Genomic DNA, 25,989 nt, shown 5'->3' with positions numbered 1-25,989 from the left:
GGCAGCATGCCAACATTTAATTTATATCGAAAAATGCTTACGGTACTAGTACTAATGCTTATACCAATTATCGCTTTGTACGTGTATTCCAATAAAACGAGTACAGATGTTTTGCGTGCAGAGCTGCAAAACTCAAGTCGTGACCAGCTTAACTTTTTTCAGCAGCAGATAGATACCGTTATACATTCCATTAGCCAATGGCCCAATCTATTAATTTATGATCCAGACATATCTAACTTGAAGGATATTCACCATCCAGTTGGCGACCACTTAGATCTAGAAACGATAGAGCTTATCAAGCGAATTCAAAAAAAGCTGAGCATCCAGGAAAACTCGGTGAACTGGGCAAGTCAGCTAACGATTTATTCTCCTTCCTTACAGCGAATCATTACATCAAGCAAAGTTAATCATCTGGATGAGACATATTTGCCGTCTTTATCTGCTAAGGGCTGGCAAATGACCAGCTTTTCCGTGTCAGAGCAGGAGCGCGAGCATCAGTTTTCTCTTGTTACGGTATCTCCTTTTTCTAGCTCACGTAATCCAGAGAAGTCGAATTTAGTATTAGAGGTTCAATTCAGCAGCGGAAATATTAAGCAGATGCTGGATGCCTTTCGCGGTGATGGGCAGCGCAATCCTTTCTATTATGTGAAGGAAGGGGAGATTATTTATCATAGTGCAGCCAATAAAGAGCTAGTAGCACAATTGCTCGAAAATCTACAGCTGCAGGACCTTGAAAAGTCAAGCTATGAAATCGTGACGCTGGCGGGCGAATCGTATCTCGTCAATATGGAGCGCTCGACGACGACAGGGTGGATTTTAGTAGATTATTTACCACTCTCTGAGATGATGCTTCCTATAACTAAAAGTAATACGTTGTTTTATGCATCGGTGGCTGCTCTTCTATTGATGGCTGCTGTCGTCGTATACCTTCTTTATGTTCAGGTTCAAGTACCGATAAAGCAGCTGATCATGAGCTTTCAGCGTGTTAAAAAAGAGGACTATTCGGTTCGACTCCAGCCGAAGGGCAATACGGAGTTTACTTTCTTATTCAAACGATTTAATTCAATGGTTACTCAGATTCAGGAGCTGTTTCAACGCTCTTATCTCGAGCAGATACATATAAGGGAGGCCAAGCTTAAGCAGCTGCAATCCCAAATAAACCCACATTTCTTTTATAATTGCTTCTCATTTATTTCTAGTATGGCCAAGCTGCAAAATTACAGTGCCGTTATCGCGATGTCTCAAAACCTATCACATTATTATCGCTACACGACGAGACAGGAGAAAGAGCTGGTCACTCTGCAGGAGGAGCTAACGTTTGTTCAGCATTACTTGGATATTAGCGTGATGCGTATGAAGCGGTTAACCTATCATATTGAGCTCCCAGACGAGCTGTTGCTTGAGATGATACCGCCGCTTTCGATTCAGCCGTTAGTGGAGAATGCAGTTCTGCATGGTATTGAGCGATCGAGTACGGCGAGTACAATTGCGATTGTTGTCGCTAGAGAGGGACATAGGGTTACAGTTACCGTAGAGGATGACGGTAAAGGAATGGACGAGGCACATATCGTTGCTCTCATGAAACGATTGAATTATCCGATGCAGGAAGATATGGGCTGCGGTCTATGGAATGTGCATCAACGGATGACGTTACGTTATGGCAACAATGCGGGAATTACGATACAGCCCTCAAGGCTTGGGGGCTTGAGCGTTACGATTAGCTGGCATGCTACTGATAAGCAGGATACAGATAATGAGGGGGAACCTATCGATGGTGGACATCTTGCTGGTTGATGATGAAACGTATGTAACAGAAAGTCTTGCCTTGACGATTCCATGGCAGGAGATCGGTGTACATGGTGTATATCAGGCTGCATCTGCGGCTGAGGCACTTGAAGTGCTGATGATGCGGCATATCGACATACTTGTTACTGATATTCGGATGCCAGAGCAGACTGGTCTTGAGCTTATTGAGCAGGCGAAGGACAGGTGGCCAAGACTCAAGACGGTATTGCTTACCGGTTACTCGGACTTCGAATATGCACAGAGAGCAATCAAGCTTCGAGCGGGTGATTACTTGCTTAAGCCAGTAGATGATGATGCGTTCATTCGCTGCATCTCCTCGCAGGTGAAGGTGCTTACGGAGGAAAGAAAGCGGATGGAAGAGGAGCAAAGTCAACAATATGCGAGAAAATCTGAGCAAGCGGTGCTTCGTAGTCAGCTAATGCAGGAGCTGCTGCTCGGAAGAAGACGGCCAGATGCATTACTGAATCGTCTGCTTCAGCAATATGAGCTCGGATTCAGGGTTGACCAGGCATGCACCTTACTAACGGTACAGCTGGCAGGGCGTTTTATGGAAATGGACCGACCGTCGATCGAATTAATAGAATATGCGATTGGGAATATTGCGGAGGAGACCTTCCGTGATCCCTATCTTGTTTGGCATAGCAGCTCGTCACAGGATCATGTCGTTATCCTCCTTGCTTTGAGGGAGGGGGTAGCGAGCAGCTATTCCAGTAAGGAAATGATGAAGCGGCTATGCGAATCTTTACAGCAGAAGGTTATGAGCTATCTAGATGGAGAAATTTCAATTGTGGCTTCGGATTGGTTTAGCTTCCCGGAACAGTTAAGCAAGCATTATCGGGAAGCGTTAACGACACTTTATCGCATAAGACTGGATGAGCCGAAGCTTGTCATGATGGATGAACTTAGTTTGATGCAGCTGTCAAGCCACAGTGCGTTAGAGGAGCTGCATAAACCACCGACCTTTATTAATTTGCTAGAGAGTGGCCAGTGGCAAGCGGCTAAAGATAAGCTCGATGCATTTTTTATCAGCAGCGAGCAGCATACTCGTGAAAAACTGTATGAAGCATTTATTGCGATATCCAACGGATTGATCTATGTTGCTAGCAAAATGGGGGTTGATCTGCATAGCATCGATCCACAAGGTGTCAATCTGCTGCTTGACCGATCAATTATGCTAACCGCCACTCATTTGCGTGCATGGTCTAATGAGATGCTTGATCTGCTTTCCATCCAATATGACGAAAGTGATTCGTACCATAAAAAGCATATTATTAAGCAGGTGCAAGAGCTTGTAAGTAAGGAGCTCGGTGTAGATACTTCAGTAAAAACGATAGCAGATCGCGTATATTTACATCCGGTTTATTTATCGAAGCTATATAAGCAAGAGACCGGCGAAAGCCTTGGCGATTATATTATCCGTATTCGAATGGAAAAGGCAGTTTATATGCTGAAGCATACGAACAAGAAAATTTACGAAATTACGACTGAGCTAGGATACCAGAACCCACAGTATTTTAGTAAGGTTTTCAGGAGGTATTATGGCTGCACACCCAACGAATACCGCGACCAATAGAGAGGAGGCTAAAAAAGTCCAACTTTGATCACGATGTAGCTCGATGTAGCTTATTCGGCGTCGAATATTGCACGCTAGCGAAAACTTTGGTGCTCACGTACTAAAAGCGTAAGCTGCGCTCCGCGTTTTCTACTAGCGTGTAATCTTCTTGGTGCTGAAAGCCGAACTTTTTTAGCCTTTATTTAAAGATGTAGCTCAATAAGTACAGGCTTGATCACGATGTAGCTCATAAGTAGCTTAATCGGCGTCGTATCTTGAATTCGGCATTAAAGGTTGATAAAGGTGCAGAAATGTTGAGAGAGTAACATAGGCTGACCTGTGACCCCAATCTATAATTAAAGTGTAGCAATTATTCGTAAGGGGGTACAAAGATGAAAAAATCATTACTATTATTGGTCCTCATTATGCTGGCGACGACGATAGCAGCATGCAGCGGCAGTAATAATGGCGGCAATACAACTACGAATAGCACAAAAACACCTGAAGCAACACAGGAAGGGAATCAAACAGGTAACGAGAGCAATGAATCTGCTTATAAGGATAAGTATGATCCGCCTGTTACGATTTCTACAGTTTGGGGCATTGACCCAGAGCTTAAGTTCAAAAACAATGAGACGATCGAAAATAACGTAGCGACAAAGTGGGCCCTAGATACATTAGGGATCGAGATTAAATCGCTATGGTCTGTAACCGATTCCAACAATGCATTTCAAACGAAAATGCGTCTTTCTCTTAACTCAGGCAACGACATTCCAGATGTTGTAACGATTGGAGATGCACAGCTAGCGCACGAACTGATCGATTCTGGTCTGTTCCGTGAGGTAGGCTCCCTTTTTGATGAATATGCAAACGACACTTGGAAGCAAGCGATGGCACTCGATGACAATGTATGGAACCCATATACACGTAACGGTGAACGTATGGGAATACCCGTACTAGATTATGCTTACAACCATGACTATCTACTATGGATTCGTCAGGATTGGTTAGATGCATTAAAGCTTGAAGCACCAAAAACAATTGCTGAGCTAGAGCATGTACTAGAGCAGTTCAAGAATAATAACCCGTCTGGTCTATCGCCAAGCGAGGTTACTCCATTAAGTATGGGAACGAAGATGAAGCTTAACACTTGGATGGGTGACCCGTCCTGGATCTTTGGCGCATTCGGAACATTGCCTGAGCAATGGAATGTCGCTGCGGACGGAACGCTGGAGTATGGCTCCATTCATCCAGGCATGAAGGACGGCTTAGCGCTGCTGCATGACTGGCATAGCAAGGGCTACATTCCACAAGAGATTGCACTATGGGATGAAAACCAAACAGCAGTTCCAGCCGTTGCTGGTACAGCAGGCATTATCGCAGGCCCTTATTGGATGAGTGGCTGGCCGCTATCAGATACCGCAGTTAATGATCCAGATGCAGTGTGGAAGCCATACCCAATTCCTACTGGTGAAGATGGAACGGCAATGCGCCATGGAACACACTATACGAATGGTGTGACTTTAATTAGTACGAAGATGGAGCACCCAGAAGCGTTCTTTACGTATCAAAACTATTTGTTCGACAATTATGCTGACCCTAAGGAAGGCGGCGTATTTGAAAACGGTTTGTTCAAAAACTATGACTACGATATAGCAGATGATGGTTCACTATTACGTTGGGACGATATCCCTGGTGGCTATGTGAATGCGGTTCGTTACCTGCTTGTACGCGATGGTGCACGTATTCCTGATGCACAGATGAAGGCGCTTATGAATTTGGCTGATGGCAAGGAGCCTGTCACGCGTCTAGAAAAAGAAGTGAAGTCCTCTTATGGCGAGGAGACACCTGCTGCTGCGGTTGTTCTATTGCAGCAAGAAGATATTTCGTATAAGGATATGTTCACAGGCCCTCCAACTGAGTCGATGAACAGCAAGCTTGATTATTTGAAAAAGCTTGAGCTGACAGCATTTAACGAAATCATTTACGGTAATAAGGACATTAGTGCGTTTGATGATTTTGTCAAGCAATGGAAAGCTGATGGCGGAGATCAGATAACAGCCGAAGTTAATGAGTGGTATAACGGCGTGAAGTAGTAGCTTCACACCCTACAAGTGAGGATCATTTACAAGCTCGTTCAGTGCTGGTTACTAGCTGCTGAACGAGCTTTATTTTTCAGACATTCTTGCTTTTCAAAGATGTTGTAATCGTGCCATGAATATTGGTTTTGTGGGCTGTCGAATGGTCAGCACCTCTAGCTATAATTTTCTTATTAGGGATGTTAAGCAAAGTAGTATATCGAAGCAGTACATGAAATGTTTAAGGAGGCGTTGTTATGAAGCGAATAAAGGATTGGCCCTTTCATCTTATGATTTTGCCATCGCTGCTGTTTCTCATCGTGTTTAACTATGTGCCTATGCTAGGGATCGTCATTTCGTTTCAGGACTTTAAGCCTTGGCTTGGTATTACAGGCTCCCCTTGGGTTGGCTGGGATAATTTCAAGCTACTGTTTGAACGTCAGGATAGTGTACAGGTCATATGGAACACCTTCATTATTGCAGGTCTAAAAATTGTGTTTAACCTGCTCGTACCTTTTATATTTGCACTATTGCTGAATGAAATTCGTAAGGCGTATTTAAGCCGCACCATTCAAACGCTCGTTTATTTGCCTCACTTTTTATCATGGGTCATTCTGGGCGGTATTCTCGTTGATATTTTATCGACAGATGGAGGGCTCGTTAATCGCTTCTTAATGTCCATGCTTGGCATAGATCCTGTACCGTTTTTATCGAACGGTAACTGGTTCCGATTTACGGTGGTCGTCTCTGAGGTGTGGAAGGAGTTTGGTTACGGAACGATTGTGTTCATTGCTGCTCTAGCGAATATTAATCCTTCATTATATGAGGCTGCTGAGGTTGACGGAGCATCACGCTGGAAGCAAACCATCTACATTACAATTCCGGCACTGCTGCCAATGGCTGTTGTCGTTGGTACACTATCGCTTGGCAACGTCCTCAATGCGGGCTTTGATCAAATTTTCAACCTTTATAACGCGCTTGTATACGAGAAAGGCGATATTATTGATACCTTCGTCTATCGAACAGCTATTTTGGAAGGAAAGTTTGGTATTGCAACAGCGGTCGGTTTATTCAAATCCGTTGTGTCTATGGTGCTCATCGTAATCTCGTACCGTCTAGCTTACAAGCTGGCCAATTACCGAATTTTTTAGCTAAAGAGAGGTGGAGCGGAAATGTATCATAAAACATTACCTTATCGTGTGTTCAATGTGTGCAATACCATTATTCTGCTGTTAGTCGCTATTTGCTGTGTATTGCCTGTCTGGCATGTGCTGGCTGTATCCTTTAGTGCTAAGGCTGCTGCGGATGGCAATTTGGTCAGTCTATGGCCAGTAAATTTTACAACGATTGCTTATGAAAAAACATTAAATAACCCAGTGTTTCTTGGCTCGATCTGGGTAGCTGTTAAACGAACAGTTATCGGCACGCTTATTACACTCACACTAGCCTGTCTAGCAGCCTATCCATTATCGAAGGAATCTCGAGCGTTCCGTGGTAGAAATGTTTACGCATGGATATTCGTATTCACGATGATCTTTAACGGTGGACTTGTTCCGTTCTATGTCGTTATTCAAAAGCTGCAGCTAGTCAATTCCTTCTGGGTGCTTGTTCTACCCGGTGCGGTCAATGTATGGCTAACGATTCTTCTGCTTAACTTCTTCCGAGGAGTACCGAAGGAGTTGGAGGAAGCGGCACTTATTGATGGTGCGGGACATTTCAGAACGATGTTTAGTATTTATTTACCGGTATCACTACCCGCACTTGCTACTTTAGGGCTGTTCAGCATTGTATTCCATTGGAATTCATGGTTTGATGGACTGCTATATCTTAATGATAAAACCGACTATCCACTAGCCACCTTCTTGCAAACCGTAATCGTACAGCGCGATATGAGCTCGATGAGCTTTAATCCGAAGGAAATGGAGCTATTATCTCAAACAACCGTACGCGCGTCGCAAATCTTTCTAGGTGCTTTACCAGTAATGATTATTTATCCGTTTCTACAAAAATATTTTGTAAAAGGACTAGTGCTCGGTTCGGTTAAGGAATAGCGCTGAGAGTTACTAGGCCGGGCAGATTAGTTAGATTGGGCAGCTTAGTTTGACTAGGCGGATTAGTAAGTCTAGACATATTAGTAAGTCTAGGCAGATTAGCTAGAGTAGGTAGATTAGAAAAGAAAATTAGGTAGTTTATTTGGGCACAAGTCTAGTAGCGTGATGAAAAGTATAAACAATGAATGTAATGGAGGAATGGTTTATGAGGGCACGTCCTTGGTTTAGTATTGTTCTAGCAATCGCAATGTTTTGCTCTTTGTTTCAAGCAGGGCTTACAGCGGTCTATGCGGCAGATGAGACCGTCTACACTTCTAAGTATTTAACGGTAAACGGCAAAGAGACGACCTGGCAGCTAATCGGTCAGCAACCAGAAACCTTTGGTGACAACGAGGCTGGACCTGCAAGGCTAGAGTATTATAGCGACAACGCGCTAAATTTTGAATTGAAGTCAGTGCAGACTGATATTTCGGCAGGGGTGTATCAGCTGTCGATGGAGCTGTTCAGTGAAGATGCTTCACCAGGGCCAGATGCACTGTTCTATGCACGTTCTAGTGAAGGTACATACTCTACGCCAATCTCATATGCTGGGAGCGGCTGGGAAGCACCAGCTGCGATTATTATTAGTAATATAGTCGTTGGTGAAGATGGTGAGCTAACGATCGGAGTAAAGATGATTAGCACAGAAGCTCATTATGGCTACGTTCGTAATATTCAATTGACGGAATGGGAGGAAGCTCCAGCAGCACCTGTAGAAGTGGCTGCCGTAAAGCCTAACTCCGCCATTCTTAGACCGAGCTATACCGTGCAGCTAACGACGAGCCTGGGCGATGATCAACGTGTGAGCTATGAATCCAGTGATGTAACGATTGCTACGGTTAATGAGCACGGCTTAGTTACAGCAGTTGGTGATGGAGAAGCAATTATTCATACGACTGTATATGAGCAAGAGGAAGCGATTGCTGCCGGCACTAGTGCAATCTATGTTTCTAGCACAATGCAAAGCAGTGCTGCACCAATCAAGGTAGAGCCTGTTGATGAGTTAAGCGAAGGTAAGCGAAGTGATTTTATTATGGGTGCTGATATATCTATGCTTGATGCTTTATTAGAAGTAGATCGAAAATATTATAATGAAGCTGGAACAGAAAGTTCTTTAATTGATGAGCTAAAAGCAAGCGGTGTAAATTGGGTTAGGCTTCGTTCCTGGGTAAACCCTTCAGATGAGCATGGCAACCCCTACGGAGCGGGCAATGTTGACACCGCTGCACTAGTAAGAATGGCTGCTCAAGTAAAGGCTGCGGATATGAAGCTGCTTGTTGACTTGCATTATAGTGATTTTTGGACGGATCCAGGCAGACAAAGCACTCCTAAGGCATGGAAGGACTTGAATGCGGAAGAGCTAGAGCAGCAAGTCTACACGTATACGTATGAAACGCTTCAAGCTCTTGCTGACGCGAATGCCTATCCAGATATGATTCAAATTGGCAATGAAACAAACGGAGGGATGCTATGGCCGTTAGGTAACTCACCAGAAAAAGCGAAGCGATATATTGCTCAAGGCATCCAAGCCGTTCGTGATTTTGAGACGGCATCAGCAGGCGAGCATATCGATATCGTCATTCACCGCGCGAATCCAGGTGATGGTCTACAGCGTGTTAGCAGCTTTTTCGGCATATACGATGATCTAGACTATGATGTCATCGGACTGTCCTATTATCCATTCTGGCACGGTTCATTGGACAATTTACAGACGGTGATGGATGAACTAACAGCTGCTTATGATAGAAAGGTAGCTATCGTGGAAACGTCCTATGCGTACACATTGGAGGAGCCAATTCACAACGGTCCGACAGGTCATATCTTCGGTCAAGCGCAAGCAGATGCTGCCGGATATTTAGCCACAGTACAAGGACAGGCAAGTGCTATTCGCGATGTGATCGCAGCAGTTGCTGCTGTCCCAGACCAGCAAGGGATAGGAATTTTTTATTGGGAGCCAGCATGGCAGATGGGGACCGATACAGGCTGGGCAACAAGTCATGCCGCAAGCTATCAGGGTGAAGCAATTCCTGTTGACGGAGGTAGTGGCTGGGCCAATCAAGCTCTGTTCAATTATTTTGGTGAAGCACTGCCATCACTCAATGTATTCACCGCGGTTAGAGCACCAAGAGACAACTATGTGGCACCAACGATTGTAGCGGTCGATGACATCGAGCTGACAACAAGTCAGGATGAGTATGTTGAGTTGCCAAAGACAGTGAAAGCGCTATATAGTAATGATACTTACCGCACGACGGAGGTCGTATCTTGGTCGCCAAGCAGCTATGACTTTACCGTTCCTGGACAATATGAATTAACGGGGACATTGCACGATAATCGCAGCATTAAAGCATACATTACGGTACGCCCCAAAAACTATGTGATTAATCCGGGATTAGAACACGAGGATATGAGTGCTTGGGAGTTCGTTAATAGCTCAAGAAGTACAGATGCCGCATATTCTGGCAGCTATGCGATACATTTTTGGGATCAGGACACGTTAAGTGCGAAGCAGCACTTCACGAATTTGCCCAACGGTGAATATGAGCTATCTGTTCAAACTCGAATTGGTGTAGATGAGCATCCAATAGCTGAGTCAAGTGTGCTGTATGCAGCAGCTGGAGATAAGCTTTATACAACGCCATTGGAAGTAACGGGCTGGGACAAATGGAAGAAAATAACCGTTTCTAATATCGTCGTTGAAGACGGTACCCTAGAAATTGGCGTGCTCGTTAATGAGGCGAATAATGATTATGGAGATTTTGATGACTGGGAGCTTATCCGCATCTCAGGGGCAGAGCCGACTCCTTCCCCAAGCAATCCAGTCACAGTACCGGTAGAAGCACCTATATTAACAGCAGCAACGATAGATGGTAAAACCGTACTGACGGCAAAGCTATCGGATACTGCAGAAGAGCTAAAGCTATCGATTCATGAGCTTAATCGAGCTGCTGATGCTGATATCGTTATAGAATGGGGACAATCGACGCTTGTTATTGGTCGTGAACAGCTTAAGCAGTCTATCAAAGATATAACGATTCAAGGAATAACAGTTAAAAAAGAAGCAACAGTCGACCAGAAGCAGCAAGCTGGCCATGCTGATGTAGCTGTGTTGAAGGCTGTGGGATGGAAAATTATCGCTGAAACAATGGATGGTCGTGAAGCGCTGAATCTTCCGCTTCTGTGGACAGATAAGCTGCAAACTAGTGAAGCAGCTGCAAGTGTAGCACTGTACCAAGCAAGTAATGATCAAGAGTTAATCTATAAGCAAGGAATTGGAAGTGACTATTCACTGCAGGCAGTGATTCAATCTAACCAACCGTATGTCATTGCAGCTGTTACACGTAGCTATACGGATGCTCCGGAGCAAAGTGATGCTGTACGTAGGCTGACAGCCATGGGTATCGTACAAGGCAATCAACAATCAAAGCTTCAGCTGCACCAAGCTGCGACACGTGCAGAGGTCAGTAAGCTAACGGCTCTTCTACTAAAGCTGCAAGGAGAGTCAATTGCGGTTAAACCAGCTGGTGAACCGAAGCCATTCTCTGATGTGCCACAATCGCATTGGGCTAAACCATACATCGATCAGCTGACCCAGCAGAGTTGGTTGCTCGGCGTTGGGGAGAACAGCTTCGCACCTAATGCTGCGATGAGCCGTGAGTCGCTATATGTAATGCTTGCACGCATACTGAGCCTATCAACAGAGGAAACTGAAATAGGCGAGCTCCCTGCTATTGCTGCTCATTCATGGGCGATGGATTCGATTCATGCATTACATGAGAAGGGCTTGCTGCAAGGGCAGCTAGAAGAAATTGATTATACAGAAGCGATTACTAGAGAAGAGCTATTTGAGCTATTCTATCAGGTGATTATTTTACTAGAGAAGTAATTATAAGTAGTTGGATAAAGCAATAGCAAATTAAGCTTATTGACTAGGGGGCTGGCACTCCCGAAGCGATAACCGAAAATCCTCTTTAAGCATCGCAGGCACCATGTCTTAGCGAAAAGCTTAAAGAGGATTTTTTCACTTATGATTTATTTGTTGCAGTCTATGAGTGATTTATCCAATCTGAACTCAATAATAGTAAGATTAAATTGTAACACTGCGTTCTAATTTCGAGGTAAGCACTCTATAAGTGACAATATTGATGTTAGCTGTGTGTAATGCAGTAATAAAGGAGGAGGCTATGAAAAAAATATTAGTACTAGTATTTATATTCTTGTGTTCATGTGGTGCAAATCAAACTTCCAATATAAATACGTTTGACGGTTCACACTCCTCTATATATGAAGCTAACATAAATGAGAAGCTTCCCGCCCCGTTTACAGTTGAAGCCTTGGAAGCAGCATTTGTAGAATATGTAAACTATTATAGTTATTACTATCCGGAAGATAACAACATTAATCTTTATCAAGATCGAATGAATGATCCGGTAAATATTGAAATAAGAGACTACAGTCAACCAGTGTATCAAAAAAATTCAAATAAGTTTGAAGTACCTGTAATTTATGGTGTGGATAAGAAGACTGGTGACTATATTTCTTTTTACTATAATAAGGAAAGTAAGCAGGTGTACGTCAATACTATCACTGAAGCGCAGTATACCCCATTTTTAGACTCTACTGCACCTTATGATTCGTTAGGAGATGTTCAAGTTCGAATTCCTGAAGTAAAATTCCCATTTACAGAGGAAATTTCAGAATATAAATCAAAGAAACTTTCAGCTATAAAAGTAGAGGTAAAGCGTACATTCGATATCTTGCAAATGGATTATCCAGACGCCAGGTTTACGATTAAAATTATGAATTTTCTTGACAACCAGCATGAAACCTGGATGCTAATCGAAGGCTCGAATAATATGAATATGTATGCTTTACTAGTAATTGACGAGTATTTATATTCAACAAATGACATAGCGAAGGATGCTAATACTTTAGTAGATATGGAAGTTACGCGCGGTGAACTCATGGAGATAACTTTAGATGAAGCTTGGTTTAATTTACAGCTGGAATCAGACGCTTACTACCTCAAAAAAATGTTTCTAGAAGACCCTCCATTATTAACTATGGAAATTGAGGGAATAAATAGATAATTATTAGGAAGTGTCCGATATAGTTTCTACAAAAAAAGTTGGGAGGAATGTTATTTTTCACCCAACTTTTTTTGCATCTGCTTATAGATTAAACTAACGAAACAGCAAAGAAGATTGAAAAGTGATAGTGGTGAATTAAACCTCTTCAAAAAGGAAGCTTCCTCACAAAGACTTAAAAACTAAAAAAATCTCAGGCTTTAAACGTGAGTGAAAGACACTTTGTTCCATAGCGTCCTATTAGTTCTTGCAATTCAAACACCATCGCCATATAGTAAAGATGAAAATGCTGTAATATATGCTAGCAGAGTATCTTAAAACCCTAATTTATTTGATTCAGTAGATATAGAAATGAGGGATTTTGAATGCGCTTTCGCCAATCTGTCAAATACCGGTTAATGATAGGCTTTGTGCTTGTGATGATCCCAATTATTGCTTATATGCTGTTCAACAATAGCATTTCGCGTGAGCTTGTTAAAACAAAGGTTTCGGAAACCTATAGCAACACTTTAAGCATTTTTTCAGGTCAAATCGATCACTACTTAATGCAGATCGATGATTATTTGTACAAGATGGCTGTTCTAGATCCAGATATCGGCTTACTCTCGTCGTATCCTGTGAACAGCAATGAATATACGCTGACCAAGGTACGCATTGATGCAAAGCTTAATCGTGACGTTGGTGTATATAACCTGCTTAATTCAGTTTTTTTATTCCAGCCTAATGACATCATATTCGGAATAGAAAGCTTATACGGTGAAACGCATAAGCTGATCAATGCACATATGCTTGCTAATAAGGACAGACAAGATGAGATGCTGCTATACGGAAAAACGAACTGGTACATTGGAGAAAGTGAGCGAATTGATGGTAAGTACTTTCTTATCAACTACATAAAGATTAACGATAGCATTTACTTTGGAGCAATCGTAACGATTAAGGCAATTCATGAGCTGCTGCTCATTCAATGGAACGATGGAGAAATTGGCTATAGTGATATTTATTTAACGGAAGAGAATGGGCTGACAGCAGCCTTAACGGGACTAGAAGGACTAGAGCAGGATTCTACATCCTCAATTATTGAGAGTAATGAGCGTGAATTTGTCATTATGGATCAATTCAGTGATGTGACCAATGTTGCTTATCGACTAGCGATTCCAGAAAAGACAATAATGAAGGAGCTGCTGTTTTTCCGCAATGCAACGCTCGTTGCACCAATTTTTTTCTTAGTCGTATTAGGGCTGTATGTATTGTTTATGCAGCGCATGCTGTTCAAGCCTCTTCACGAGCTGATGCTTGGGATGAAGAAAATATCGCTCGGTAATCTCGGTGTGCGCTTGAAGCACAATAAAACCGTTGAATTTGATTTTCTAGCCAATACGTTTAATGATATGGCTGAACAGGTGAAAAACTTAAAAATTGATGTGTATGAAGAGCAGCTGCGTGTAAAGCAGGGTGAGCTAAAGCAGCTGCAATCTCAGATTAATCCTCATTTTTATATGAACTCCTTAAATATTATTTATAACTTTGCAGTGCTTGAGGAGATGGAGTCAGTAAAGAAAATGTCGCTTCATCTTGCGGACTATTTTCGGTTCATTATGACCTCGAATCAAGAGATGATTACATTACGAGAAGAGCTAAAGCACATCGAAAATTATATCGTCATTCAGCAGCTCCGCTTTCCTAATCGACTAGAGATGAACATGCTCGATGTCGAGCCCTATCTTGATTATCGCATTACAGCATTAACGATTCAGCCCTTTATCGAAAATGCGATCGTTCACGGCTTTAAGAATCGTAAGCAAATGTTCCGGATTCTGGTCACTGCAAAACAAGCGACGGCAACGACTTTCACGATTACGATTGCTGATAATGGAACGGGCTTTACAGCAGAGGTGCTAGAAAAGCTGCAAAGACGAGAGCCAATTGTGGATGAGCAGCGCAGAAGTCTAGGCATCGGCAATGTGATCGAGCGGCTTGAGCTTCTATATGGCGCACGAGCGAGCATTGCCTTTTCCAATCATGCTGAAACGGGTGGCGCAGTTGTTGATATTACTTTTCCTATCCAAGAGGAGGGATCATAATGGGCTTTAATTTGTTAATCGTCGATGATGAGGAGATAGCGATTCGCGGTATTGTAAAAGGAATTAAGTGGGAGGAGCTGCCATACGAAAACATCTATACAGCAATGGATGCAGATGAAGCACAGGACATCATGCGAGCGAAGAAGGTGCATGTTGTCCTATCCGACATCGATATGCCTAACCAGAACGGATTGGAGCTGTTAGAGTGGATTAATGAGCAATTCCCACATTGTGTTACATTGTTTTTGACGGGGCACGCTGATTTCAAATACGCACAGCAGGCGGTACAGCTGTCGAGCTTTAATTATTTGCTCAAGCCTATCGATCACCGGCAATTGCAGCTGGCGCTGCAGGAAGCATGTGAGAAGGCCGCAGAGATTGCGTCCTTCGATTCCATACGAGCAACGTATAATCAATTCTATCAGCAGTGGCAGCTCGAACGTCCATTGCTTATCGAGCGATTCTGGCAGGATCTCATTCATTACCGCCAATCTTTAGCTAGTGCATACCTTGATTCAGCGTTGAAAAACTACAATCTTCCGCTGCAATCTGATAGTCATATTATGCTTATACAAATCAGTATCGAGCAATGGAAGGAAGAATGGTCTGCTCGTGATGAGGAGATTATGACGTATGCAATAAAAAATGTAGCAGAGGAATTCTTTCTCAAAAATACAGAAACCAAGGGTCACTGTATTCAGGATGGTCACGGCATCCTTTACTTGATTATTTATGAGCCCCAGCAGCTTGCTAGCAGAGATATTGAGCAGCTCGGACAGTCATTTATCGAGCATTGCAGAGAATATTTACATTGCTATCTTTCCTGCTATATTGGAAAGGACATCCCACTAGCCTCCATACGTGAAGGCATTCGTGCACTGCTTCAGATCGAGCGGCAAAATGTTGCAGAGTCTTGTACAGTTCAGCTGGAACAATCACTTAGTCAGCGCACAGAAAGCGCAATTGCAGCGATGGTTCACTTTCCAGATTGGCTGGTCATGCTCGAAACGGGGAAAATGACACAGCTTAACTATCAAATTGATGTGTACTTCGATAAGCTTCTGCAAGCGAAGGTGGGCTATCACGAGCTAGCAGCGTTTTACTTCGGATTTATGAATGCAATATTGCAATGGCTGCAGTCGAAGGGCATTAACAGTACTGATGTGATGCAGGAGCAGAGCTGGGATTTGAAGGAAGGAAATTTGAAGTCATTAGTTCGATTAAAGAGCTGGACCTCGATGATCTGCCAGCAAATTAGCAGCTATATCGATGCGGAAGGTAAGCAGGTATCAAGTGTAGTAGACAAGGTAAGGCAGTATATGCTTGCGCATTTGGATGAAGAATTCAGCAGAGAAAAGCTAGCTGCACAGGTTTATCTCAATCCTGCTTATTTATCGCGATTGTTTCGCAGAGAGACCGGTTTGTCGTTAACGGATTATATGGTAAAGCTAAGAATGAATAAAGCGAAGGAGCAGCTTGAGAGCAGTAATCTTAAAGTTAGTGATATCGCCTATCTCGTTGGTTACGCGAACTTCTCACACTTCTCAAAGCTGTTCAAAAAGACGACAGGGCTTACGCCGCAAGAATATCGGAAGATGTACGGAAAGGTATAACCTCTGCTTACGAATCGAGTAAATAGTCATTATAGCGTTAATCAGGTCACGACACCGACAGTTTTCGGTGTCTTTTTTTTATACAATTTGGCTATAGCAGCTAGAGAAAAGAAGGAAAGGGTGGGGTTATGAGTACACAAGCTGTACATGTGGATCTGGAACAGCCGCCGAGAAGGAAAGCTAAGTTTATTCGGACGGTGAAAAAGTATTGGATGTTTTACCTGATGATGCTCCCCGCATTACTCGTACTGCTACTTAACAACTACATCCCCATGTTTGGGATCATCATCGCCTTCAAAAATATTAATTACACCGATGGGATATTGGGTAGTCCATGGAGCGGGTTTTCTAACTTTAAGTATTTGTTTATGACCTCAGATTCTTGGGTTATTACGCGCAATACGTTGCTGTACAACAGTGGCTTCATTATTCTGAATTTGATCTTCCCACTTGCCTTCGCCATTATGCTCAATGAGATCAAGAATCGTTTTCTAGCGAAGATGCATCAAACGGTTATGTTTTTACCTTATTTTCTATCGATGATCGTCATTAGCTATCTGACCTACGCATTTTTAAGCGACACAAACGGATTTTTCAATAAGACGCTGCTGCCCATGCTCAATATCGATCCGGTAAATTGGTACTTTACGAAGGAAGTATGGCCTTATATCTTATCAATGGTCAATACATGGAAAAGTATGGGTTACTATACGGTCATCTATATGGCTGCCATTATTGGCATCGATGAAGAGTACTATGAAGCCGCTACGATTGATGGGGCAAGCAAGTTCAAGCAAATTTTCACGATAACGATCCCACTGCTGACCCCGATTATTACCATTATGACCTTGTTGCAGATCGGTCGAATATTTAACGCAGACTTCGGATTGTTCTTCCAGGTTCCAAGAGAATCGGGTGTCCTGTTCCCAGTGACGAACGTTATTGATACGTATGTTTATCGAACCTTTATTACAGTTGGAGATATAGGCTTATCCTCAGCTGCCGGGTTAATACAGTCCGTTGTAGGCTTTACGCTTGTATTTCTGTCGAACTGGATTGTTCGAAGGATCGATAGCGACAACGCATTATTTTAGGAGGTGGACCGATGAGTGCAGAAACCGAGAAGGCTATTCATATATCTAATCCGAAAAATCGACTGCCTAAGCTGGCTACCTTCGGAATTCATACGATGTTTACCATTTACTCATTGCTGTGTATCATCCCACTTATTCTCGTTATTATGGTCTCCATCTCAGATGAAACTGCGATTGTAAGGAGCGGCTATAGCTTCTGGCCAAGCGAATTCAGTCTAGATGCCTACCAATTTTTATTCAAGGATGCAACAGCAATCGTTAGAGCGTACGGAATCTCAATTGCAGTCACGTTAATCGGCACGATCACCAGCATGATTATTATAGCCCTATATGCCTATCCGATCTCACGCAGAGATTTTCCGCATGCTAAATTTTTTACCTTCTTCGTGTTTTTTACGATGCTGTTTAACGGTGGCTTGGTGCCTTGGTATTTAGTGTACGTTCAGCTGCTTGATCTGAAGAATACGATGCTGGCGCTTATTGTACCGCTGCTCGTTGCAGCATTCTTTGTTTTAATAACACGCACATTTTTTCAGACAACGATTCCACAAGCGATTTTGGAATCTGCCAATATGGATGGAGCAGGCGAGCTCACGATCTTCTTCAAAATTGTATTGCCGCTATCTCTGCCTGTGCTTGCCACGGTCGCCTTATTCCAAACCTTAACGTATTGGAACGATTGGTTCCTCAGCCTTGTGTTCATTACGAAGGAAGCTAATATTTCAATTCAGTATTTAATGTACAAAACGATGCTGAACATTCAATATTTGGCCAATAACAGCACAGCTGCCGCAGCGATAAGGGCAGCAGGGGGAGAGTTTAAATTCCCGAGTGAAAGTGTTCGGATGGCAATGGTTATCGTCGGAATTGGTCCTATCGTATTTGCTTATCCTTTCTTTCAAAAGTATTTTGTTAAAGGTCTCACGGTAGGCGCAGTAAAGGGTTAATGGAATAACGATTCATGATGACTGTGAAAGTGAAAAGATGCTTTAGATTAGGTAGGTGGCTATATCCAGCTTATTGCTGGTTAGCATATTAAAATTTATTGGGAGGTCAGTACAAATGAGAAAAAACAAGCGTGCTTCCTATGTAGCTGCAATCATCCTTACAATAGCACTCATTGTCACAGCTTGTGGCGGAAACAACACAAAGAACACCGGCGAAAATACGAGCAATAATAAAGAGCAAACTTCAACAAACACAGAAAGTAAGCAAAATAACAATACGGAGGTAGTGACAGATTCCGAGCTTAAGCCATATAAGCTATCCATCGTATACCCTGGTCCACCACAAAAAGACGAAGCGTTAATTGAAGAGGAGCTTAATAAGCTGCTTACTGAAAGAATTAATGCGACAATCGACCTAATGCCGATTGATTGGGGCAGCTGGGATGAAAAGGTTAACCTCATGATTGCTTCTCGTGAAGAGGTTGATATCATCTTCACCGCTCAATGGAATGGTCACGCGATGAATGTTGGGAAGGGTGCGTTCCTTGAGCTGAATGATCTAATCGAACAATACGGTCAAGGTGTGCTTGATTCTCAGGACCCAGCATTCCTAGAGGGTGCAAAGATTAACGGTAAAAACTACGGCGTTCCTACTACGAAGGAGCTAGCAGCTTCCGGAGGAGTCGTGTACCGTAAGGACATTACGGATGAGCTGGGCATTGATATGACAGAGATTAAGACGATTGAAGATCTTGATGCTGTTTATGCTAAAGTGAAGGAAGCACATCCAGAGCTTACACCGCTATATATTTCCTCGACGGACAATACATTTAACTCTCACTTCTTCGGCAACTATGACTTCCTAGGAGATGCAACGATTCCAGGTGCAATCTTCAAGGATGGCAACGATACAACTGTTGTACCGATTGAAACGACAGATCGCTGGCTAGAGACAACGCGTCTCACTCATGAGTTCTTCAAGAAGGGCTATATCAATGCCGATGCGGCAACAAGCCAAGTATCTTCTGCTGATGCTTGGAAGGCAGGAATTGTTTTCTCTGCGATTGAATCATTAAAGCCGGGTAAGGACGAAGAGGTTGCGGCAGCAGCTGGACTTAGTGGCAAGCTAGGACAGATCGAGCTTACGAATAAAACGATCGCTACCTCTGAGACAGCCGGCTCGATGCTTGGGATTTCTTCAACTTCACAGGATCCAGAGCGTGCCATGATGTTTATTAATTTGCTGCATACAGATAAAGAAGTAAACAATTTGATTAATTTTGGTATTAAAGATGTTCACTATACACTGAATGGTGAGATCATGTCGAAAACTGATCGTACTGGGGATTACAGTCCAGGTCATGCTTGGATGTTCGGTAACCAGTTCTTGAACTATTTATGGGATACCGAGGATCCAGAAAAGTGGGAGAAATTCAAGGAGTTTAATACAGGTGCCATTAAGTCTCCAGCACTTGGCTTCGTATTCGACAGTGAACCAGTTAAAAATGAGGTCGGTGCTCTAGCCAACGTCATTAAGCAGTATCAAGTGGCCATTGATCGTGGTGTTGTAAATGTGGATGATGTGCTTGATGAGTATATTGCGGCACTAAAAGCGGCTGGACTAGATACCGTCATTGCGGAAAAGCAAACTCAATTTGATGCATTCCTTGCAGGTCAATAAGGAGAAAAAGCTGGAAGCTCATTGATTCATAGAGCAAATAGCTCATGTTGTTGTGAGAGAGAGAGCAGTTCGGTACGATATGCCGGGCTGCTCTTATTTTCGTGATGTAAATCAAGCTATTGCTAGCATATAGGTATAGTAGGCGGTATGAATAGTCACAATAGGAGTAGATCACTACGAAGGAGGCGTAAGCATGCTGTCAATTCCATCTACTTTTATTGAAGGAAAAAGAGCGTTCTATGGAGAGGTGAGAGAGGATTTTGAAAGCTTAGGTTTTGTTATTAATGGAAATTGGGAGTATCATAAGGCTTTTTTCGATAACATATTGAGTCAGCATGAGGGCGTAACGATTTATTTGCGCATACCTATTTATGTGCTGCAAGGCCAGCTTGATCGGGACGATGCATTTTTTGAGTTTGGTGAACCATTTCTGCTAAAGCACGTCATGCATACAGGCATTGACCCGGATTCTGATTTTAGTGTTATGGAGGTTATTGGCTTAAGCCAGTTCCAGCCACCACTAGATCCTGATGATAAAATTGAAAATGTAGACAAATGGCGCCATGCAGGAAAAACATCAGTAGAACGCTTGGCAACGTTTTTTGGTTAATATCATCGCCTGAGCTGTAGCAGCTCAGGCGATTATTTGTTGAGAGCCCTTTTTCTACCTTTAAATATGACGGTGATTTAGATAAAATAATTGTATTATGTTTATTTCTGGAAATGTGGGGTGATGTCGATGATGGTACGAACGATACAACGTTTCTTATGTTGGGTTAGCGTATTGTTGCTGATCTTCTTAAGTGCTGCGTGCACGAATCGTGAGCCTTCCCAGATTGTAGTCGAGCGTTATGAAAGCGTTTTAGACGACGGTGCACAACGAGATCTCAAGGATGCCTACACCTTAAAGCTTGTCTATATCGGCACACCACAGCTTGATGAACAGCTTGTGGAGCGGGAAGCGAGTCAGTATTTGATGGAAAAGTTAAATGCAAAGCTGGATATCATTGTTCTAGATTGGGGCTCTTGGGATAATCGGCAAAATATTATGATTGCATCACGTGAGGAATTCGATGTAATCTTTACGTCACAATGGAGTCGTCATTCAGTCAATGTGTCCAAGGGAGCCTTCATTCCACTTAATGATTTGCTCGAGCAGTACGGGCAGGATATTATCGCATCGCTAGATCCAATTATCCTGCAGAGTGCCCAGCTGGATGGGATCAATTACGGTATTCCTACTAATAAGGAGTTTGCAGCACAGGGAGGAATTGTGTATCGCAAGGATATAGCCGAGCAGCTGAAGCTGAATATGAACTCCGTGCAAACGATTATGGATTTAGAACCGATTTATGCTGCCATTAAAAGAGAAATGCCTCAGATCACACCATTGTTCGTTAAGCATGGTGAAAATTTAAACTCTCATTATATGAACAACTATGATGCACTCGGAGATACTTCGATTCCAGGATATATATTGAAGGACGATACCTCAACGGTTGTGAAGCCGCTCTATGAAATCCAACGCTATATTGATAATTTATACTTGGCAAGATCCTTCTATTTAAAAGGCTATATTAATATGGACGCGGCCACGACGCAAATGATGGTCAGTGATGCGCTCGCCTCCAATGAATACTTTTCTATTGTATCCCCAATTAAGCCAGGCAAAGCTGAAGAATTAGGTGTACAAACAGGCTTAGCTGGAAAGCTTGGCCAAATTGCTATCAATCAAAAATCGTTAGCGACATCAGAAACAACTGGCTCCATGCTCGCCATCTCATCAACCTCACGACATCCTGAATTAGCGATGCAGCTAATTAATCTACTCCACACCGATATATATTTGAACAATCTTCTGAACTTCGGGATCGAAGGCATTCATTATGAAAAGCTGTCTGACAACGTTATAACGATGACAGAGGCGACATCTCGCTATAGTCCAGGGGTGAATTGGATGCTTGGGAATCAATACATTAACTATTTATGGGATAGCGAGGACCCAATGAAGTGGGAGCAGTTTAAAGCTTTTAGTGAGGGGGCGGTCATCTCTCCAGGTCTAGGCTTCGTATTTGACGGGGAAGAGGTAAAGTCAGAGGTAGCTGCAGTTGTTAATGTAGATAAGCAGTATTTGATCGCATTGGAATCTGGCTCCGTTGATCCTGAGGTCGTTCTGCCCGAATACATGAAGAAGCTTCAGATCGCAGGCATCGATAAAATCATTCAAGCAAAGCAAAAGCAGTTTAATGCGTTCCTTATTAAAAATGGAAGAGAGCTGCACACGGAGTAAACAGCAATAGCAGATCTCTTGGAACCTATGTAATAGTAATGACCTGACAAACCAATGAGAGGTGACGTGCAGAGGCGTATATCTCTTAATGACTACATGCTGCTTGATAGCGACTTTAACACAGGTCCTAGACCACCTCCGACCATGTAACTAGAGGCTTCCTCGACCATGGTCTAGGTCAAAAACCGCCGTTAGTCCGTTTTGCATCTTACCGAATCCATCTATACTAAGTACATAAGCAAACAACGCAAACAACAACAGCAAAAACAAATTAGGGATGAACGAGGTGATACGAAAAAATGAATGGCAAATCATTGATCGGTGTGATCTGTATCTTAATCGGAGGATTGCTAGCACTGAAGTTTCTAAGTATAAATCTAGGTGCGATCTTCAGTTTCTTGCTTCCAATCATATTGATTGCATGCGGATTTATCGGATTGAAAAACGGTCAGAAGGTAATCGGAAGCATATTTCTAGTCATTGGATTTGTAATGCTTCTAGGAAAACTTGGTGGTTTCATGACACTGATCTTCTCAATCGCGTTGATCGGAGCAGGTATTTTCTTCATTACAAAGAAATCGCGCCACCATTACTAATGCAAATAGATTAGAGTTTAGGAGGTTATAAGATGGGAATTTTTAGACGCATCCGAGACATATCAGTGGCGACGCTGAATGATCGTCTAGAGAAGGCTGAAGATCCTGTCAAGCTGATTGACCAATTTCTATGGTCTACACGCGATGACATAATTCAAGCAGAGCGATTGCAGCAACAATACATGATGCATACGAATCAGCTCAAGGCACAATGGCTGCAAGCTGAGCAAAACATTGAGCAAAAGGAAAAGCAAGCAATGATCGCACTTAAAGCAGGTGAAGAGAATATTGCACGCTCCTTGCTCACTGAAAAAACGATGCACGTTGAGACAGCTAACAATTATCGTGAGCTGTACGAGCAAAGCAACAATTCTTTATTAGAGCTAGAGGCACAGCTTAAAGAGCTGCGCACCGAATATCAAATGGTTTACGATAAGCGTGCTTACTATGTTGCCCGTATGGAATCCATTCGTCTGCAGCAGCGCTTAAACCAAAGAATGAGCTTCAACAACGGCCAACAGCCTGGTGAAGTGATGCGTAAGATGGAAACACGCATTCAGGATATGGAATATGAGACGCAAAGCTTGCGTGAGCTTAGACAACAAAACAATGGCTTATATGGTAATTCACTTCAAACAAATCGCCGCAGCGAGGAAGTTGATCTAGAACTGCAGCAGTTGAAGGAGAAGTTAAATAAGGAAGGATGGTCCCTGTGAGAAAGCAGTTATATCGCTCTAGAGAAAATAAAATGTTCACAGGACTATGCGGTGGATTGGGAGAGCTAACGAATGTTGATGCGACATTGTATCGTGTGCTGCTAGTTGTACTTACGATTTTATCAAGCGGGATATTCATTGTACTGTATTTCATCGTAAGCGCAGTTGTACCTAAAACACCAAGTTTGCACACACCATTCGGGCATCACCAGCGTCCTTACGGTGGAAACACGTACGGTGGCAATCCATATGGCGGCAATCCATATGGCGGTACTCCATACGGCAGCAACCCGCAAGGCTATCAAGACCCAATGCAGCAACAGCGTCCAAATTGGAATCAAGGCGGACCAGGACCAAACTATACGCAACCGCATGGTCAAGCACCGTTTCAATCAACAAGTACATCAGATCAAATGATGGATGATCTTGAAAAGAAAGCATTACGCCGTGAAATAGAAGAACTAAAAGAAAAAATTTCCAAGTTAGAGAAGGGAGAATAATACGATGAGTATTTTCAAAAGAATGAAGGATATGACAAAGGCTTCAGTGAATGATTGGTTAGATAAATTAGAGGATCCAGTTGTTATGCTTAATCAGTATCTGCGTGACATGGAGGCAGAGATTCATGCAGCTGAGGTAACGGTTGCTAAGCAAATGGCTAGTGAGCGCAGCATGAAGCAACGCTTAGACGACAGCCTTCGCAATGCATTTGATCGTGAGTCAAAAGCAGAAGCTGCACTTCGCAACAATCATGAGGAGCTTGCACGTAAGCTACTAGAAGAAAAACTATACTTCGATCAAAAAGCAAGCGAATATTCTGAGCTTCATGCGAATGCAGTTGCACAGGCTGAAGAGCTTAAGCTACAATTACATTCAATGAAGGATGAGTTCTACCAGCTTCGCAACAAACGCAATGAGCTTGCTACAAGAGCTCAGCTTGCTAAAGCACAGAAGCAAATGTCTTCGATTAGCTCTAACCATACGATTGATGGCGGAACAGCAGCAAGAGGCTTCCAACGTATGGAAGAAAAAATTATGCAGCTAGAAGCTGAAGCAGATGTTGTTCGCTCACCATATAGCTACGCGCCAACAAGCAATGGCTCCGCGCCATCTGCACCTGTAACGGTTGCAGACCTTGAGCGTCAAGTGAAGGTTGATGAGCAGCTAGCAGCATTGAAAAATAGATTGAATCCAAGCAACGCTGAAAAAAACACGGAAAACAAAGCTGAAAACAACGCTGAGTAATGGAAGCACGTTGAATAGCAAATGGGAAGGCGGACCGATGCTCGGTCTGCTCTTTCCTGTGTTATTAGCTAAAGCGATAGGACAGGAGCGCTGGCGCTGTGAAAAACAATGAATCTAATGATAATGAGCAAAAGCTATTCAGAAAAAGAAAGCTGCTTGAGACAGGGCTATGGCTGCTAATTATAGGCTGCTTTCTAATAATTATTTTACAGGCCATCGGCATATTAGAGTTTTTACGCTTGCAAGGTCGCTGGATCATCATCATGCTGACCGCCGTTGGTATTGGGCTTGCGTTTTCTGCTATTTATCAATACACAATCAATTCAAGACTTAAGGCTTCCCTCCAGAAGCTTATGCAGCAGCGAAATACATACTCACCCATTACAATCGGTGGCACGGGGAATGAGGAGGATGAAGCTAATGCTGAGTCGAACAGTGAGGAAGAGCGAGTGTGGAAGGAACAGGTTCGGTTTAATGCTGTGATCGAGGAAAGACAGCGTCTCGCACGAGAGCTCCACGATGCAGTGAGTCAGCAGCTGTTTGCGATATCGATGACTGCGACTGCGGTTGGCAGAACGATCGAGCATGATTGGCAGAAGGCACAGCGTCAGGTACAGCTCATTGAAGAGATGGCCTCTGTAGCGCAATCTGAGATGAGAGCATTGCTGCTGCATCTTCGTCCTGCTCATTTGGATGGAAAAAGCTTAGGCTCTGCACTGGCTACGCTTGTTAGCGAGCTGCAGCAAAAAATACCGATGCAAATTGAGATGGATGTCGATACGACAATTGTGATGAGAGAAGAGAATGAAGACCACTTATTCCGTATTGCTCAGGAGGCATTATCTAACGCACTTAGACATGCGAAGGCAGATCATATGCTCATTAAGCTATACCGTCTTGAGGAAGAGATTAATATGGTTATTCAGGATGATGGAATCGGATTTGAATTAAAGGGCAGAAAGCAAGGCTCGTATGGCTTGTTAACGATGGAGGAACGAGTCATTGAATTAGGCGGACAGTTTCGCATAATATCTGAAGTTGGTGAAGGTACAGCGATCTATGTGACAATACCGTATGAACCACCAATGGTAGGAAGCAATGGCTAACTGA

Annotated in this window: 19 protein-coding genes; all 19 read left to right on the top strand. The window is 43.1% G+C overall.

All coding sequences use genetic code 11. From position 1 onward, the window contains the following. Nucleotides 1-6: 6 nt before the first annotated feature. The 19 genes from M3180_RS05045 to M3180_RS04955 all read left to right on the top strand — a co-directional run bounded on the left by M3180_RS05045 (nucleotide 7) and on the right by M3180_RS04955 (nucleotide 25,985). Nucleotides 7-1,794 (top strand): sensor histidine kinase, encoded by a 1,788-nt coding sequence (locus tag M3180_RS05045; RefSeq protein ID WP_251666185.1) that lies wholly within the window; start codon nucleotides 7-9, stop codon nucleotides 1,792-1,794. Then, nucleotides 1,772-3,379, top strand: coding sequence for a response regulator (locus tag M3180_RS05040; RefSeq protein ID WP_251666184.1), 1,608 nt, complete (start codon nucleotides 1,772-1,774; stop codon nucleotides 3,377-3,379). The genes M3180_RS05045 and M3180_RS05040 overlap by 23 nt, the downstream gene beginning before the upstream one ends. Before the next feature lie 371 nt (nucleotides 3,380-3,750). After that, entirely contained in the window at nucleotides 3,751-5,454 is a 1,704-nt protein-coding gene (locus M3180_RS05035) for an extracellular solute-binding protein (RefSeq protein ID WP_251666183.1), read from the top strand. 239 nt (nucleotides 5,455-5,693) lie between these two features. Further along, complete coding sequence (locus M3180_RS05030) at nucleotides 5,694-6,587, top strand: ABC transporter permease (RefSeq protein WP_251666182.1); 894 nt, start codon at nucleotides 5,694-5,696, stop codon at nucleotides 6,585-6,587. Nucleotides 6,588-6,608: 21 nt separating this feature from the next. Then, nucleotides 6,609-7,487 (top strand): carbohydrate ABC transporter permease, encoded by an 879-nt coding sequence (locus tag M3180_RS05025; RefSeq protein ID WP_251666181.1) that lies wholly within the window; start codon nucleotides 6,609-6,611, stop codon nucleotides 7,485-7,487. A 205-nt stretch (nucleotides 7,488-7,692) separates the two neighbouring features. Then, complete coding sequence (locus M3180_RS05020; RefSeq protein ID WP_251666180.1) at nucleotides 7,693-11,412, top strand: glycosyl hydrolase 53 family protein; 3,720 nt, start codon at nucleotides 7,693-7,695, stop codon at nucleotides 11,410-11,412. A gap of 298 nt (nucleotides 11,413-11,710) precedes the next feature. After that, nucleotides 11,711-12,616, top strand: coding sequence for a hypothetical protein (locus M3180_RS05015; protein ID WP_251666179.1), 906 nt, complete (start codon nucleotides 11,711-11,713; stop codon nucleotides 12,614-12,616). A gap of 362 nt (nucleotides 12,617-12,978) precedes the next feature. Continuing rightward, nucleotides 12,979-14,697 carry a sensor histidine kinase gene (locus tag M3180_RS05010; protein ID WP_251666178.1) on the top strand — a complete coding sequence of 573 codons (1,719 nt, stop codon included), beginning with the start codon at nucleotides 12,979-12,981 and terminating at the stop codon, nucleotides 14,695-14,697. Then, the gene (locus M3180_RS05005) at nucleotides 14,697-16,310 is read left to right on the top strand and encodes a helix-turn-helix domain-containing protein (RefSeq protein ID WP_251666177.1); all 1,614 of its coding nucleotides are present in this window, start codon (nucleotides 14,697-14,699) and stop codon (nucleotides 16,308-16,310) included. The genes M3180_RS05010 and M3180_RS05005 overlap by 1 nt, the downstream gene beginning before the upstream one ends. 128 nt (nucleotides 16,311-16,438) lie before the next feature. Beyond that, nucleotides 16,439-17,404: an ABC transporter permease gene (locus tag M3180_RS05000; protein ID WP_251666176.1), complete on the top strand. Its 966-nt coding sequence runs from the start codon at nucleotides 16,439-16,441 to the stop codon at nucleotides 17,402-17,404. 11 nt (nucleotides 17,405-17,415) lie between these two features. Further along, nucleotides 17,416-18,351 (top strand): carbohydrate ABC transporter permease, encoded by a 936-nt coding sequence (locus M3180_RS04995; protein ID WP_251666175.1) that lies wholly within the window; start codon nucleotides 17,416-17,418, stop codon nucleotides 18,349-18,351. Between the two features lie 115 nt (nucleotides 18,352-18,466). After that, nucleotides 18,467-20,032, top strand: a complete 1,566-nt coding sequence (locus M3180_RS04990; protein WP_251666174.1) for an ABC transporter substrate-binding protein — start codon at nucleotides 18,467-18,469, stop codon at nucleotides 20,030-20,032. 193 nt (nucleotides 20,033-20,225) lie between these two features. Then, nucleotides 20,226-20,642 (top strand): YugN family protein, encoded by a 417-nt coding sequence (locus M3180_RS04985; protein ID WP_251666173.1) that lies wholly within the window; start codon nucleotides 20,226-20,228, stop codon nucleotides 20,640-20,642. 129 nt (nucleotides 20,643-20,771) lie between these two features. Further along, complete coding sequence (locus tag M3180_RS04980; protein ID WP_251666172.1) at nucleotides 20,772-22,322, top strand: ABC transporter substrate-binding protein; 1,551 nt, start codon at nucleotides 20,772-20,774, stop codon at nucleotides 22,320-22,322. 299 nt (nucleotides 22,323-22,621) lie between these two features. Next, nucleotides 22,622-22,918, top strand: a complete 297-nt coding sequence (locus M3180_RS04975) for a LiaF transmembrane domain-containing protein (protein ID WP_251666171.1) — start codon at nucleotides 22,622-22,624, stop codon at nucleotides 22,916-22,918. A 32-nt stretch (nucleotides 22,919-22,950) separates the two neighbouring features. Next, nucleotides 22,951-23,634, top strand: coding sequence for a PspA/IM30 family protein (locus M3180_RS04970; protein WP_251666170.1), 684 nt, complete (start codon nucleotides 22,951-22,953; stop codon nucleotides 23,632-23,634). Then, the gene (locus tag M3180_RS04965; protein WP_251666169.1) at nucleotides 23,622-24,134 is read left to right on the top strand and encodes a PspC domain-containing protein; all 513 of its coding nucleotides are present in this window, start codon (nucleotides 23,622-23,624) and stop codon (nucleotides 24,132-24,134) included. Before M3180_RS04970 ends, M3180_RS04965 begins: the two co-directional genes overlap by 13 nt. A 4-nt stretch (nucleotides 24,135-24,138) precedes the next feature. Further along, nucleotides 24,139-24,879: a PspA/IM30 family protein gene (locus M3180_RS04960; RefSeq protein ID WP_251666168.1), complete on the top strand. Its 741-nt coding sequence runs from the start codon at nucleotides 24,139-24,141 to the stop codon at nucleotides 24,877-24,879. A 98-nt stretch (nucleotides 24,880-24,977) separates the two neighbouring features. After that, nucleotides 24,978-25,985, top strand: a complete 1,008-nt coding sequence (locus M3180_RS04955) for a sensor histidine kinase (RefSeq protein WP_251666167.1) — start codon at nucleotides 24,978-24,980, stop codon at nucleotides 25,983-25,985. Nucleotides 25,986-25,989: the final 4 nt, after the last annotated feature.

It is taken from the genome of Paenibacillus camelliae (genome assembly GCF_023715345.1).
Taxonomy (GTDB): domain Bacteria; phylum Bacillota; class Bacilli; order Paenibacillales; family Paenibacillaceae; genus Pristimantibacillus; species Pristimantibacillus camelliae.
This window is presented reverse-complemented; position numbering and strand designations above follow the sequence as displayed.

Bases quoted from the DNA above. Each gene is read 5' to 3' on its own strand.
- M3180_RS05005 (WP_251666177.1), top strand. From the start codon at position 14,697: ATGGGCTTTAATTTGTTAATCGTCGATGATGAGGAGATAGCGATTCGC.
- M3180_RS04980 (WP_251666172.1), top strand. From the start codon at position 20,772: ATGATGGTACGAACGATACAACGTTTCTTATGTTGGGTTAGCGTATTG.
- M3180_RS05045 (WP_251666185.1), top strand. From the start codon at position 7: ATGCCAACATTTAATTTATATCGAAAAATGCTTACGGTACTAGTACTA.
- M3180_RS05040 (WP_251666184.1), top strand. From the start codon at position 1,772: ATGGTGGACATCTTGCTGGTTGATGATGAAACGTATGTAACAGAAAGT.
- M3180_RS04995 (WP_251666175.1), top strand. From the start codon at position 17,416: ATGAGTGCAGAAACCGAGAAGGCTATTCATATATCTAATCCGAAAAAT.
- M3180_RS05010 (WP_251666178.1), top strand. From the start codon at position 12,979: ATGCGCTTTCGCCAATCTGTCAAATACCGGTTAATGATAGGCTTTGTG.
- M3180_RS04960 (WP_251666168.1), top strand. From the start codon at position 24,139: ATGAGTATTTTCAAAAGAATGAAGGATATGACAAAGGCTTCAGTGAAT.
- M3180_RS05025 (WP_251666181.1), top strand. From the start codon at position 6,609: ATGTATCATAAAACATTACCTTATCGTGTGTTCAATGTGTGCAATACC.
- M3180_RS05035 (WP_251666183.1), top strand. From the start codon at position 3,751: ATGAAAAAATCATTACTATTATTGGTCCTCATTATGCTGGCGACGACG.
- M3180_RS05015 (WP_251666179.1), top strand. From the start codon at position 11,711: ATGAAAAAAATATTAGTACTAGTATTTATATTCTTGTGTTCATGTGGT.
- M3180_RS05000 (WP_251666176.1), top strand. From the start codon at position 16,439: ATGAGTACACAAGCTGTACATGTGGATCTGGAACAGCCGCCGAGAAGG.
- M3180_RS04990 (WP_251666174.1), top strand. From the start codon at position 18,467: ATGAGAAAAAACAAGCGTGCTTCCTATGTAGCTGCAATCATCCTTACA.
- M3180_RS04965 (WP_251666169.1), top strand. From the start codon at position 23,622: ATGGTCCCTGTGAGAAAGCAGTTATATCGCTCTAGAGAAAATAAAATG.
- M3180_RS05020 (WP_251666180.1), top strand. From the start codon at position 7,693: ATGAGGGCACGTCCTTGGTTTAGTATTGTTCTAGCAATCGCAATGTTT.
- M3180_RS04985 (WP_251666173.1), top strand. From the start codon at position 20,226: ATGCTGTCAATTCCATCTACTTTTATTGAAGGAAAAAGAGCGTTCTAT.
- M3180_RS04970 (WP_251666170.1), top strand. From the start codon at position 22,951: ATGGGAATTTTTAGACGCATCCGAGACATATCAGTGGCGACGCTGAAT.
- M3180_RS05030 (WP_251666182.1), top strand. From the start codon at position 5,694: ATGAAGCGAATAAAGGATTGGCCCTTTCATCTTATGATTTTGCCATCG.
- M3180_RS04975 (WP_251666171.1), top strand. From the start codon at position 22,622: ATGAATGGCAAATCATTGATCGGTGTGATCTGTATCTTAATCGGAGGA.